At 65.9% G+C, this 13,027-nt stretch carries 10 protein-coding genes and 1 pseudogene; 5 read left to right on the plus strand and 6 right to left on the minus strand.

Annotated features, from left to right (window positions below; translation table 11 throughout):
* Positions 1 to 80 precede the first annotated feature (80 nt).
* Positions 81 to 2,900 (minus strand): aconitate hydratase, encoded by a 2,820-nt coding sequence (locus GFY24_RS10005; protein WP_309230673.1) that lies wholly within the window; start codon positions 2,898 to 2,900, stop codon positions 81 to 83.
* A gap of 256 nt (positions 2,901 to 3,156) precedes the next feature.
* Here GFY24_RS10005 and GFY24_RS10010 point away from each other — a divergent pair, with 256 nt between their 5' ends.
* From GFY24_RS10010 to GFY24_RS41045, 4 genes are all read left to right on the plus strand, one after another.
* Positions 3,157 to 3,714: a DUF6676 family protein gene (locus GFY24_RS10010; protein WP_309230674.1), complete on the plus strand. Its 558-nt coding sequence runs from the start codon at positions 3,157 to 3,159 to the stop codon at positions 3,712 to 3,714.
* 332 nt (positions 3,715 to 4,046) lie between these two features.
* Entirely contained in the window at positions 4,047 to 5,459 is a 1,413-nt protein-coding gene (locus GFY24_RS10015) for an NlpC/P60 family protein (RefSeq protein ID WP_153804671.1), read from the plus strand.
* Positions 5,460 to 5,637: 178 nt separating this feature from the next.
* A complete protein-coding gene (locus GFY24_RS10020) occupies positions 5,638 to 6,120 on the plus strand; it encodes an adenosine-specific kinase (RefSeq protein ID WP_153804672.1) in 483 nt (160 codons plus the stop codon).
* A gap of 370 nt (positions 6,121 to 6,490) precedes the next feature.
* Complete coding sequence (locus tag GFY24_RS41045; protein ID WP_194852808.1) at positions 6,491 to 6,919, plus strand: response regulator transcription factor; 429 nt, start codon at positions 6,491 to 6,493, stop codon at positions 6,917 to 6,919.
* A 164-nt stretch (positions 6,920 to 7,083) separates the two neighbouring features.
* On the opposite strand, the gene GFY24_RS42885 is transcribed toward GFY24_RS41045, so the two are convergent.
* The 5 genes from GFY24_RS42885 to GFY24_RS10045 form a co-directional block, all read right to left on the minus strand.
* Positions 7,084 to 7,212 (minus strand): hypothetical protein, encoded by a 129-nt coding sequence (locus GFY24_RS42885; protein ID WP_255458623.1) that lies wholly within the window; start codon positions 7,210 to 7,212, stop codon positions 7,084 to 7,086.
* Complete coding sequence (locus GFY24_RS10030; protein WP_153804674.1) at positions 7,209 to 7,532, minus strand: hypothetical protein; 324 nt, start codon at positions 7,530 to 7,532, stop codon at positions 7,209 to 7,211. Before GFY24_RS10030 ends, GFY24_RS42885 begins: the two co-directional genes overlap by 4 nt.
* Entirely contained in the window at positions 7,529 to 7,942 is a 414-nt protein-coding gene (locus GFY24_RS10035; protein ID WP_228566123.1) for a Zn-ribbon domain-containing OB-fold protein, read from the minus strand. Before GFY24_RS10035 ends, GFY24_RS10030 begins: the two co-directional genes overlap by 4 nt.
* Before the next feature lie 126 nt (positions 7,943 to 8,068).
* Positions 8,069 to 11,332 (minus strand): protein kinase, encoded by a 3,264-nt coding sequence (locus GFY24_RS10040; RefSeq protein ID WP_153804675.1) that lies wholly within the window; start codon positions 11,330 to 11,332, stop codon positions 8,069 to 8,071.
* 236 nt (positions 11,333 to 11,568) lie between these two features.
* The gene (locus GFY24_RS10045; protein WP_375336023.1) at positions 11,569 to 12,009 is read right to left on the minus strand and encodes a class I SAM-dependent methyltransferase; all 441 of its coding nucleotides are present in this window, start codon (positions 12,007 to 12,009) and stop codon (positions 11,569 to 11,571) included.
* A gap of 170 nt (positions 12,010 to 12,179) precedes the next feature.
* Here GFY24_RS10045 and GFY24_RS10050 point away from each other — a divergent pair.
* A pseudogene (locus GFY24_RS10050) lies at positions 12,180 to 12,362 on the plus strand (transcriptional regulator); the annotation flags it as partial.
* Positions 12,363 to 13,027: the final 665 nt, after the last annotated feature.

Raw genomic sequence — 13,027 nt, forward strand, 5'->3', positions numbered from 1 at the left:
CTTCCCGGCCGAGTTGTGGGGTGGAGCGTTCCTAGCCGCGCATCATGGGATCATCCCCGCAGCAGCGGGGAATGGCCTAATCAGCCGCGAATCATGTTGCGCAGCACGAACTGCAGGATGCCACCGTTGCGGTAGTAGTCCGCCTCACCGGGGGTATCGATACGCACGACCGCGTCGAACTCGACCTTGGTGCCATCGCCCTTGGTGGCGGTGACCTTCATGGTCTTCGGAGTCACGCCCTCGTTCAGCTTGGTGATGCCCTCGATATCGAAGGTTTCGGTGCCGTCCAGCTGCAGCGACGCGGCGGACTCGCCGGCCGGGAACTGCAGTGGCACAACGCCCATGCCGATCAGGTTGGAGCGGTGGATGCGCTCGAACGACTCGGTGATGACGGCCTTGACGCCCAGCAGGCTGGTGCCCTTGGCGGCCCAGTCACGCGAAGAACCCGAGCCGTACTCCTTGCCGCCCAGCACGACCAGCGGGATACCCGCGGCCTGGTAGTTCTGCGAGGCGTCGTAGATGAAGGCCTGCGGGCCACCCTCGAGGGTGAAGTCGCGGGTGTAACCACCCGAGACGTCATCGAGGAGCTGGTTGCGCAGACGGATGTTCGCGAAGGTGCCGCGAATCATCACCTCATGGTTACCGCGACGCGAGCCCAGGGAGTTGTAATCCTTGCGCTCGACACCGTGCGAGTCCAGGTACTGCGCGGCCGGGGTGCCCGGCTTGATCGGACCGGCGGGGGAGATGTGGTCGGTGGTGACCGAATCGCCCAGCAGCGCAAGGACGCGCGCGCCCTTGATGTCGGTGACCGGGGTCGGATCCATCGACATGCCGTCGAAGTACGGCGCCTTGCGGACGTAGGTCGAGTTCTCGTCCCACGCGAAGGTGTCGCCCTCGGGGGTGTTCAGACCCTGCCAGCGCTCGTCACCCTGGAACACGGTGGCGTAGGACTTGGTGAACATGTCCCGGCTGATCGCCGACTTGATGGTGTCGTCGATCTCCTGCGGGGACGGCCAGATGTCCTTCAGGAAGACATCGTTGCCGTCGGTGTCCTGACCCAGCGCGTCGACCTCGAAGTCGAAGTCCATGGTGCCCGCCAGGGCGTACGCGATGACCAGCGGCGGGGAGGCCAGGTAGTTCATCTTCACGTCGGGGGAGATACGACCCTCGAAGTTGCGGTTACCCGAGAGCACGGCGGTGACCGAGAGGTCGTTGTCGTTGATCGCGGCCGAGATCTGCTCGGGCAGCGGGCCGGTGTTACCGATACACGTGGTGCAGCCGTAACCGCCGACGAAGAAGCCCAGCTTCTCCAGGTACGGCCACAGACCGGCCTTCTCGTAGTAGTCCGAGACGACCTGCGAGCCCGGGGCCATATTGGTCTTGACCCACGGCTTGGACGCAAGGCCCTTCTCGACCGCGTTGCGAGCCAGCAGTGCCGCGCCGATCATGACCGACGGGTTCGAGGTGTTGGTGCAGGAGGTGATGCCCGCGACCACGACGGCGCCGTGATCGAGCACGAAGTCACCGCGCTCGGGATCGGAGACCAGGACCGGCTTGGACGGACGGCCGGTGTTGCCGTTCGCGGCGGACGGCAGGATCGCGTTGTCGTCGGCGTCGGCGAAGGACAGTACTGCCGGATCCGAGGCGGGGAAGGACTCCTCGATGGCCTCGTCCAGATGTGTGTGCGGGGTGGTCGCGGCCGGGCCGGACTCCGCATCGTCGGTGTAGCTGTGGATGTCCTTGCGGAACGCGGTCTTGCTGTCCGACAACAGGATTCGGTCCTGCGGGCGCTTCGGGCCGGCGATGGACGGCACCACGGTGCCCAGGTCCAGCTCCAGATACTCCGAGTACGCGGGCTCCTTGTCGGCGTCGTGCCACATGCCCTGTTCCTTGGCGTACGCCTCGACGAGCGCGAGCTGCTCATCGCTGCGGCCGGTCAGGCGCAGGTAGTTGATGGTCTCCTCGTCGATCGGGAAGATCGCCGCGGTGGAACCGAACTCGGGGCTCATGTTGCCCAGGGTCGCGCGGTTAGCCAGGGGAACCTCGGCCACGCCGGCACCGTAGAACTCGACGAACTTGCCGACCACACCGTGCTTGCGCAGCATGTCGGTGACGGTGAGCACCACGTCGGTGGCGGTGACGCCGGGGACGATCTCACCGGTCAGCTTGAAGCCGACGACGCGCGGGATCAGCATGGAGACCGGCTGGCCCAGCATGGCGGCCTCGGCCTCGATGCCACCGACGCCCCAGCCCAGCACGCCCAGGCCGTTGACCATGGTGGTGTGCGAGTCGGTGCCGACGCAGGTGTCGGGGTAGGCCTGGCCGTTGCGGACCATGACGGTCGGAGCCAGGTATTCGATGTTCACCTGGTGCACGATGCCGACGCCCGGCGGGACGACCTTGAAGTCGTCGAAGGCGCCCTGGCCCCAGCGCAGGAACTGGTAGCGCTCGCCGTTGCGCTGGTACTCCAGGTCGACATTGCGCTCGAGGGCGTCGGCGCGGCCGAACACGTCGAGGATGACCGAGTGGTCGATGACCATATCGGCGGGGGAGAGCGGGTTGACCTTGCTCGGGTCGCCGCCGAGGGTGGTGACGGCCTCACGCATGGTGGCGAGGTCGACGATGCAGGGGACACCGGTGAAGTCCTGCATGATCACGCGCGCGGGCGTGAACTGGATTTCGGTGTCGGGCTGGGCGTTGGGATCCCAGTTCGCGATGGCGCGAACGTGATCGGCGGTGATGTTCGCGCCGTCCTCGGTGCGAAGCAGGTTCTCCGCGAGGACCTTGAGGGCGTAGGGCAGCTTCTCGGTGCCGGGTACGGCCGCGAGGCGGAAGATCTCGTAAGAGTTGCTTCCGACCTCGAGGGTGCCCTTGGCGCCGAAGGAATCGATACTCGTCACTGTCAGCTCCACTCGTCTGTGAATGGGAGGGCCACCGGCGGGGCTGTGCCGATGGCTCGTCGAGGCGCAGGCCTCGTCCGTACTTCACCCTAACAGTACGCTTGTCCTGTGAGCGCATCGGGGAGGTCCCCGAGCGGCCCGGAGTGCTTCTCCAGGTACCGGTATGCGCTGCTGCGAAGTTCATCAGGCGGGACAGTCGCAGCTTACGGCGTGCCGCGGTGAGGTGAAGAGACACGTCGTCGCGTACTGTGCGTTCGTGACCGTCTCGCACACCTCGGTTTTCACGCCTCTGAAGGCGGAACTACCGCCCAACACAGACCTGAAGTCGATCCTGCTCGACCTGGCCGACAACCACGTCGCCGCCCCCAAGGATCGCAAGCAGGACGGTCTCGCCGCCATCGCCGCCGATGCGCGCGATCACGGCATCGATCTGAACATCGTTGTGGTGCAGGGCAACCCGGGTATGGAGGCGAGCCTGCGGGATCTCGCGACCGAGATCGGCGAGCACGAACACAGCACCGTGGTGGTGTTCAGCGACGATTGGGTCGGCACCTACAGCAATACCTTCACCCGCGCCCGGCTGGAGTGGGCCGAGGACAAGTCCAAATTTCGCGGGTCCGATCACACCATCGATGCGGCACAGGCCTTTGTGAATCGGCTGGAGCAGCCCGAGGCGGTGTCCTGGACGGTGCTCACGCTGGTCGCGGTGATCGCGCTGGGTGCGTTCATAGGCGGGTTGTACGCGGTGAAGGTGAAGCGTTCGGCGGAGCAGACTCCCGTGGTTCCGGAGCGTCCGCGCACGCCCGTCGCCTGATCTTCTCTCTTTCGACTGCGCCGGCCGACTCGAGCCTGGGCCCAGTCTCATTCGCTACCGCATCGCTGGCGGCCGGAGGGTTTTCCGGCCGGCCGGACACTGTGTCGTGCGGTAATCGCAGCGCAAACCAGCTAATGACTGGCAACGTCTGAATTGCCTTCAAGTCATTCCCGCGTGGCTTGTTCATCCTGTGGCTGATGTGTCGTACCGTTTCGCAACGAGGCTGTTGGGGAAGAAGTGTCGAACGGGCCTCAAGTTGCCAGTGGTACTGGATGTTTCAGCTGAGGCTCGTGATGTGTTCCCCGGGGCCAGGCCGGGAACCAGGAGGTGCGATGCGACAACCGGCGAAACGTCAGATGCACCCGGCTCGGGTCGCCACGGAATTGCTGGTGGCAATGATCGTGGTAGCCGTCGGGGTAACCACCGGCCATGCCGCACCACCACCGCCACCCAATCCCAGCGATAGCGAAATCGCCCAGGCCGGCGCCGATGTCGACGCCACCGTCGGCGAGGTGGGCGCGCTCATCAACCAGGTCGCCACCGCCGAACAGCAGCTGCAATTGCTCGATGACGCCGCGGCCGCGCGCCGCGAAGCCGTCAACAAGGCGCTGGTGGATCTGCAGATCGCCCGGGACGCCGCCGATACCGCCGCCCAGGCGGTAGGCAATTGCCAGCGTGAACTCACCGACGCCGGGGTGCAGGTGGGCACCGCGCACCGCCGGTTCGACAAATACGTCGCCCAGGTTTACATGCGGCCCGGATCGACCTCGCTCATCTCCTATATGGCCGCGCCGAGTCCGGAGATCGCGCTCGCTCGCGCACAGGTGCTGACGATCGCCTCCAAAACCCAGCAGCAGGTCGTCGACGGACTGCGCCGCGCGCAGGTGGATCAGGCCAATAAGACCTCCGCCGCCAAGCAGGCGCAGCAGGCCGCCGATGCCGCCGCCGCGCACGCCGAGACGAAGAAGACCGACGCGCAGAACGCCGTCGCCGCCGCCCAATCCGAGTTCGACCAGCAGGCATCGCAGCGCAATGCCCTTATGCAGCAACGTGATTCGGCCCAGCATCGACTAGAGACCGCCCGCTCCCAAGTGGCGGGCCTGCAGAGCCAGCGCGACACCTACCTCGCCTGGGACGAACAACGCCGCAACGAGGAAGCCGCCGCCCGCGCCGCCGCCGTAGCCGCCGCGGCCCGCGTCAACGCCGACCGCACCGCCAATGACCTTGCCGCCCTTGCCGCCTCGAGCCACCGCCCGCACACCCAACTCGGCAACTCCCCACCCCCACCCCGCTACAACCTCACCCGCCCCATCGGCAACCGCTCTGCCCTCGTCGAAACCGTCGTAGACCGCGCCATGGCCCAACTCGGCGTCGAATACGCCTGGGGCGGAGGCGATGAAGACGGCGCCACCCTCGGCATCCGCGACGGCGGCACCGCCGACCGCTACGGCGACTACAGCAAAACCGGCTTCGACTGCTCCGGCCTGATGATCTACGCCTTCGCCGGAATCGGTGTCTCCCTACCGCATTACAGCGGCTACCAATACACCATGGGCTCCCGAGTCCCCGTCGCCGACCGCGAACGCGGCGACATGCTCTTCTGGGGCCCCGGCGGCTCCCAACACGTAGCTCTATACCTAGGCAACGGCAAAATGATCGAAGCCCCCCAATCCGGCGAGGTAGTCCGCGTCTCCGCCGTCCGCGAAGACGGCATCATGCCCAACGCCGTCCGCATCATCTCCTGACCCATATATAGGAGGTGTAGGTTCCGAATCCGGTGACGAGCACGTTCCGGTCTTCCGGGTCGGGCGCCCTGGACCGCGTGTTGTCGTATTCCACCCGCATCGGAATCATCGACGATGTCCATTTCATCATCAGCTCGCCGAACTTGTTCCCGGCAGCGTGACGAGGGACGATAGCCCCATGGAACTGACAGCGGTGCCCATCGAGAATCCCGATGAGCTCAATGTCATCATCGGGCAGTCCCACTTCATCAAGACCGTCGAGGACCTCCACGAAGCCCTCGTCGGCAGCGGCCCGCAACTCCGCTTCGGGCTGGCCTTCTGCGAAGCCTCCGGCCCCCGCCTGATCCGCTGGTCGGGAAACGACGACAGCCTGGTCGACCTCGCCACCAAGAACGCAACAGCCCTCGCCGCCGGCCACTCCTTCATCGTCTTCCTCCGCGACGGCTACCCCGTCAACGTTCTCGATGCGATCCGCCACATCCCCGAGCTCTGCACCATCTTCTGCGCCACCGCCAACCCCGTCGAGGTCCTCATCGCCGAAACCTCGCTCGGGCGCGGCATCATCGGCGTCGTCGACGGTGCGCCACCCCTCGGGATCGAGACCGAGACCGACCGGGCCGACCGGCACCAACTGCTCCGCGCCATCGGCTACAAGCTCTGAGCCCCACCCGGTTGCGCTGTGTCCGAACGCCGTGCACGCCTGCCTTCTCCACAGGTACCCCGCAGCGGCACGAGCGTGAACTCGGACCGGAACCTCGATGACGGGCGGTTGCCGCGTGATCACCAGCGCGGTGACGAGGCGGGATCGTTGCCGCGATGAACTCCATGTGGCTGTTTGCTCTCGATATGATCACGGTGCAACGGAGATTCGAGCCCCGAGATCACAGGAACGTGACGATCGTGATGAATCGGACGGTGCACGGCACGTAGGTATTGCTGACCGGTTGCTGTTCGGCTTAGCGTCGAGTTCCGTCCGGATAGGTAGGGCGGGTCACACCGGTCGGGGATTCCGGTCAGCAAGGGACACGTCCATGAACCTTCATCAACTCTCAACAATTCGAGCCAGCCGACCGCTGATCGGTGTACGGGATGAGACTCATCCGGCAGCGCGAGTGCTGATCGTCGAACAACATCCCGCGACCGCCGAGATGACACAGTTGGTATTGGCCGCGGCCGGTTATGACGCCGTGCATGCCTCGACGGCCACCCAGGCGCTCACCGCCGTCACCAGCTGGAAACCGGATCTGGTGCTGATGGATCCGATGTTGCCGGACCTGTCCGGAGCCGAGCTCTGCCTGCGGCTGCGGGCAACCTCGTCGGTGCCGATCCTGATCGTGTCCACCGAAACCGATCCCGACCTCGTGGGCCTCGCGATCAACGCGGGCGCGTCGGGGTATCTGCCCAAACCGTTCCGGACCGGCGAACTGCTCGATCGAATCCACACCGGTCTCGGGTTCTGATCCGCCGAAATCACCACCGCCACATGCCATGCCATCCTGATGAGCAAGGCGTGTGGCGGGCCGGTGAGGGGCACGGTGATACTGCCGCCGAAGGGATCTGCGGTGATAGCCCGCGCGGTGGCGCTCCGAAGCCTCAGAAGACGGCTCTTCGCCTACGCGAACGACTATGGCGCGTGCGGGCCGCCGAACCGGTTGCGCCACCGGTAGTAGGCCGCTTCGGTGATCTGAAGGATCCGGTACCCGAAGATCAACAGCGTCGCGACCGGCATCAGCGGCGCGGAGACGGCCCTCATGGGCGGACTTCCTGTACCGCGGCTTCGGCTCGAGCCTCGAGGATCGCGAGAAGGACCCTGTGGCACAGGGACGTGCCCGACAGGTGTCCGGGGAGCGTCAGTACGGTGCAGGCTCTGGCTCGCCGACATTCCTGGACGAGGTCGACGAACACCGGGGGCAGAGTCGCGCTCTGCGGTCCCGGCTCGTGGAATACCGTGCCGAGCGCGTACCCGAGTGATCTGGCGGCGGCTAGCAGTATCTTGTCGCTGAAACTCGGGTCGCGGTCGCTCAACAGATCGTCACGCACATATCCGTAGGCGAGAGGCAACAAGGCGGTCATCCAAGCATCCGGTGCACACGATCGGCGACTTCGAAGACCGGAAATCCGTCCCGACGGCGACTCGGCTGGAAGCACACCCGCACCGGCCCGATGTGGATCAGTGGGACCTCACCTTCGAGGGTGGTGTAGACCCATGGGCCCTCGTCGAGTTCGACGATGGCGATGATCAACGGCGTCGACGCGCCATGCGGATCACCCGTGCGGTGCACCCTCCGCGAGGACACGATCGAACCGGACCCGGATGAGGGCACCCACTCGAGATCGTCGGACGCGCAGGCCGAACAGGCGGCGATCAACGGCCCGAACAGCTTGTCGCAGGCCGCGCACCGCCGGATCGCGAACATGTCTTCGGCACACTGTGCGCCGTCGTCGCTGACACCCGCTGTGTGCTTGGCAGTCGGTAGGGACATGGAACCGAACCTCCGTGGACCGGTACTGGTGGATTTCGGTTCAGCATCGTCTGTCCGGACTACTTACACGACGGTGGAATGGCCACTGGACATACCTATTTTTGCTCCGGAACGCGGGGCACGCGATCAGCGCCCGGGCTGGGCCGCGTCCACGATCCACGCCGCGATCTGGGCGCGAGAGTTGAACCCGAGCTTGGCCAGGATGTGCTCGACGTGCGCGTCCACGGTGCGCGGGGCGATCACCAGCTGGGCAGCGATCTGCTTGTTCGTGAGCCCTTCGGCGACGAGGTCCGCCACCTGGCGTTCCCGTTTGGTCAAAGTCGTCGCGCCGGGGCGTGGTGTGTCGGCCGGCTGTTCTTCGTTCAGGGCGTAGGCGATCGCGGCGTTGACTCGCATCGCCCGCCCGCGTCGCCATGCCGCATCGAAGCGCGCGGCACCGAGCGCGCCACGCGCCACACGCTCGCAGTCGAGGTGGGCTTCGACCATTTGGGGGAAGTAGATCGCCACGCCGGGGGCGGTCCGCATCATGTTCGCTGCCGCGCCCATCAGCACGGCGGCTCGCTGGTCGTCGGTGCCGGCAGCGACCCATGCCAGCACTTCGAGGTCGAGCGCCGCGACGAGAAGGCTGCGCACGCGCCGGTTGAGCCGCAGCGATTCCCGCAGCAGATCCTGTGCGCGGGAGCTCTCACCCTGCCGACATGCCGCGATCGCGGTCATCCCCAGAGCAGTCGACCGGAACAGCGACTCGCCGCACTCCTCGGTGATGGACAGGATCCGCTGATGGCACTCGTCGGCGCGTCCGGCGTCGCCCTGCTGCGCGTACGCCACGCCGAGCAACAGCAGGGCGGCGACGTGCAGACATCCTCGCGGTTCGGAGCTCAGCACCTCGATGGCTCGATTGATACACGACACCGCGCGCGGGGGCTCGTCGCGATAGAGCGCCAGATCTCCCTCCGCGTAGGCGATCAAGGCTTGATTCAGGGGTGTGGGATCGCGCTCGGCGAGCACCCGCCCCTGTTCGAGCAGGCCGGCTGCCGTCTGGAGGTCCCATTGCCGCGTGGCCATGAATATGCTGGCATGCAGCGCCCGGACCTGGTCGGTTGTCGAACGTGTGTACGGATGGGCCAGGGCGCGGTCGAGCCAGCGGCGGCCTTCACCGAACAAGCCGCGGAAGCTCCAGAACGTGAGGGAGGCGGCGCTGATGCGCAGCCCCGCTTCGGCCGACTGCTCGGTCGGGTCGGACATGCAGAATTCGAGCGCCGCACGGATGTTGCCCTGCTCGCGGTCGAGCCGGGCCATCCAGTCGCATTGCCGGTCGCTGATCCAGTCGTCCTCGGCGTCGAGCACCAGCCGTCGGTACCAGTCCCGGTGCCGGCGCCGCAACTCCTCGTCCGCACCGGCCTCCCTCAGCTTGTCCTGCCCGTAGTCCCGTACGGTGTCGAGCATCCGGAAGCGGACCGCGCCCTCGGGTTCCTCCCTGATCACAACCGATTTGTCCACGAGCGAGGACAGCACGTCGAGCAGCTCTGCCGCCTCGGCCTCGGCACCGCACACCGCCTCGACGGCTTCGAGTTCGAAACCACCGGCGAACACCGACAACCGCGCCCACAGCCGCTGCTCGGCCGGAGTGCACAGCTCATAGCTCCAGTCGATGCACCACCGCAGGGCCTGCTGCCGGGTCGGCGCGGTGCGGTGGCCCCGGGTGAGCAGGGCGAACCGGTCGGTGAGCCGCTGCAGAATCTGGTCCGGCGACATCGTGCGCATCCGAGCCGCCGCGAGTTCGATCGCCAGGGGCAAACCGTCCAACCGGGTGCAGATCCCGGCCACCGCGGCTTTGTTTTCCTCGGTCAACTCGAAGCCGGGCACGACCGCGTCGGCGCGATCGGCGAACAGCGTCACCGCATCGTATTTACGCAGCTGTCGGAGCGTCGGCTCGCGGCCGGCGGCAGGAACGCTCAGCGGCGGTAGCCGCTGCACCACTTCGCCGCCGATATCCAGCGGTTCGCGGCTGGTGACCAGCATCCGTAATCCCGGGCACGCCGACAACAACCTCTCGGCCAGCCTTGCCATCGGCTCGGCAACCTGCTCGCAATTGTCAACGACGAGCAGGGCTTCACGGGATCGCAGAAACTCGACCAGCGTGTCGTGGACCGGCTGAGCCGAATCGACCCGCACACCCAGCGCGGCCGCGACGATGGGAGCCACCAGCGAGGGGTCACGCACGTCGGCGAGGTCGATCGCCCACACCCCGTCAGCGAAATCGCGTCGAGCCGCCGAGGCCGCCCGCAGCGCCAGCCGGGTCTTGCCCACGCCGCCCATCCCGGCCAGCGTCACCAGCCTCGATACGGTCAGCACGTGCTTGAGTGCGGTCAACTCGGCGCGCCTGTTGATGAAGCTGGTCAACTCGGGCAGCAGATTGCGGTTGTGTCCTGTGGTTCGCGACGAGGCCGGCGGATGGTTCTGCGGTACGTGGTCGAAGGCGGAGGCTGGATCGCTGTGCGGCGCCATTCCACCACCCTGGTAGCCGTTGCTTTGCTGCAGCTGCCGGATCGTCGCGCCGAGTTCCGCTGCGGAGGGCCGTTGCTCGGGATCGCGGTGCATCGCCGCTTCCACGACGGCGCACACCTCGGCGGGGAAGCCGCGATCGCGCAGGTCCGGCGCTTGCCCTTGGCTGATGTGCGCGAACTCGGCAACAACTTGCTCGCTGCTGCGCGGCTCGGCGGCGGCATGCCCGGTCAGCGCGCAGTACAAGGTGGCGCCGAGCCCGTAGACATCGGCGGCGGGAGTCGGAGCCCCGCCCTCGAGAACTTCCAGCGCGGTGAATACCGGCGACGCCATCAGGGTGTCGGCAGCCGTTTCGAAACCGCCGGGGATACGCGCGATTCCGAAGTCGGTCAGGGCGGGTTCACCGTATTCGGGGAACAGAATATTGCCCGGCTGCACATCGCCGTGCACGATGCCCAGCTGATGCGCGCTCTCCAGCGCCCGGGCGATCCCGGCCCCGACCTTCAGCACATCATCGACAGGAAGAGGACCCCGCTGCCGGATCCGCGCATCCAGCGAGTCCACGGGGTAATACGGCATGGCAACATAAGGCCGCCCGCCGCTGGTGACACCGGCCGCCAGTACGGTGACGAGATTGGGATGCCCGGTCAGCCGGCCCATAGCCTGCTGCTCCCACACGAACCGCGCCCGGCTCTCCTCGTCCAGGTCCCCGGTCAAAACCTTCACCGCGACCGTGCGATTCAACCCCACTTGCCAACAGCGGTAGACCACACCGAAACCGCCGCAACCGATCTCTTCGGCGTTCTCGAAGCCGAGCCCGCGCAATTCGTCCGCTACCAACAGGTTCAGGTCACGGTGGGTACGGCTCGCAGCGTCGTCGATCATCGGCCGCGCGCAATCCTCACGGTATGGCTGCGAACACGGGACATGACCGACTCACCTTTCGACTGTGTCCAGCCTATCGCCGATGACGAGCAGATATGCAGCTATTCGACGGACGGCGTGGTTGACGGACGCCCGCGGCGGTGCCGACGGTGACGCTGATATCGCTACTCCAACCGAATGCCCGTATTCGGAACCTTTCCGCCAAATCCCTGGGACCTAGGTGTGCGGGGAAATTCTCAGCGGCTCGCCCGTAGTATGCGGACCGGGCGCAGAGCCTGGGGTGGTTCGCCTTCGAATTCCGCGGATCCATCGAGGTACCCGGCGATGAGGTCCGCGGCGGAGTGGTCTTCGACGTCGGTGAAGCCGAATGCGCGCAACTGTGCGGCGATGTCGTCAGGAGTGAAGTAGCTGAACCAGGGTTCACCGACAGCTGCCGCTGTTTGTGCGCGCGCCTGCAGCTGCGCACGGCCTTCGTCGGTATCTGCCGACTGCAGGTAGTCGAAGATCACTTCGACCGGCTCGGATTGACGAGCAATGTATTCGAGGGTGGTGCGGGCGGCGTCCGGGGTCAGATAGAAGACGACACCGAGCCACACGAATACCGCCGGATCGGTCCGGCTGAATCCGGCGGACTCCAATCGCGTTGCCAGGGTGTCGGTTTCGAAGTCGACCGGCACGAAAGTCAACCCCTATAGTCGACACCGCTCACGGGTGGGGAACTTCAGCGAGCACAGGCGGGGAACTTCGGCGAGCGCCGTCAACAGCGAAGGCCCGCACGTGGAACACCGGTGGACGGGCCGTCCATCGAGCACGTTTTCCGTTTTTAGTGCTGTAGTAGCGCTACTCGTCCGCGGTCTCGCATCGGTTGCGGTTGCTGCGCAATCTCGGCCTGGGCACCGGCACGCGCACCGGGCGCAGCATCGTCTACAGCCTCTACGGCAAGCACGTTGCTCAACTCCTGGATGAGGCCGTCTACCACAGCGAACACCTGCGCCTCGGGCTCTCCGGCCGACCCGAAACGGCTGGATAACCCCGGCTGGCGCAGGCACTTTGGGATCGAATGCGGCTGAGGCAAGCTCGACTCGGTACCTGGTGCCCGACCGTGCCGAACATTTGCCCACCGAGGACTGGTCGAACCGAGTCGGCCTCAGCGCGGATCCCACGGCGAGGCTGCGGCGGCGGAGCGCTGGGGTCGCGCGGGGGAGGTGTTGCGGGCTGCCGCTCGCGCCGCTGGCAGTGGCGAATCGTTGCGTTCGGCTGCCATGGGCTGCCGACTGGAAGGTTGTTCCGGTATTCGAAACTTCGATGCGTCCCGTGCCAACCCTGTGGCGGACCGGTTTCCCGGGCCTATTCGGGGCGGTTTCCTGATTCTATATCGCAGGTTTTAAGCAAGCGATTGGTAGCGGCGCGAGTGGTCAATCGAGCAGCCTCGGTGCGAAAGAACTGCGGCAACGGCTGCAGGCGGCGGGGTGCGAAGCCTGTTCCTATCCGGAGGGCTCGCCCTTTCCCCATGTCATTGGACGATTCTCTCGCACGCTGTTGCGCCGACCACAGTCGAGCGTTAGCGTGTAGCGCATGCGACTTTTGGGCAATTTCTTGGATTCGTAACAGATGGCTTTGAGGCTCGATAGTCTGTGAACAACCGAATCGTCACCTCCGGTGATGCGGTGGTCGCATCAAAGGTGGAGTCGAGAA

The sequence above is a fragment of the Nocardia sp. SYP-A9097 genome (assembly GCF_009649815.1).
In the GTDB taxonomy this organism is placed as follows: Bacteria; Actinomycetota; Actinomycetes; order Mycobacteriales; family Mycobacteriaceae; genus Nocardia.

Excerpts from the sequence above, each read along its gene's own strand:
- GFY24_RS41045 (WP_194852808.1), top strand. The coding sequence starts at position 6,491 with ATGAACCTTCATCAACTCTCAACAATTCGAGCCAGCCGACCGCTGATC.
- GFY24_RS10035 (WP_228566123.1), bottom strand. The coding sequence starts at position 7,942 with ATGTCCCTACCGACTGCCAAGCACACAGCGGGTGTCAGCGACGACGGC.
- GFY24_RS42885 (WP_255458623.1), bottom strand. The coding sequence starts at position 7,212 with ATGAGGGCCGTCTCCGCGCCGCTGATGCCGGTCGCGACGCTGTTGATC.
- GFY24_RS10015 (WP_153804671.1), top strand. The coding sequence starts at position 4,047 with ATGCGACAACCGGCGAAACGTCAGATGCACCCGGCTCGGGTCGCCACG.
- GFY24_RS10030 (WP_153804674.1), bottom strand. The coding sequence starts at position 7,532 with ATGACCGCCTTGTTGCCTCTCGCCTACGGATATGTGCGTGACGATCTG.
- GFY24_RS10020 (WP_153804672.1), top strand. The coding sequence starts at position 5,638 with ATGGAACTGACAGCGGTGCCCATCGAGAATCCCGATGAGCTCAATGTC.
- GFY24_RS10040 (WP_153804675.1), bottom strand. The coding sequence starts at position 11,332 with ATGATCGACGACGCTGCGAGCCGTACCCACCGTGACCTGAACCTGTTG.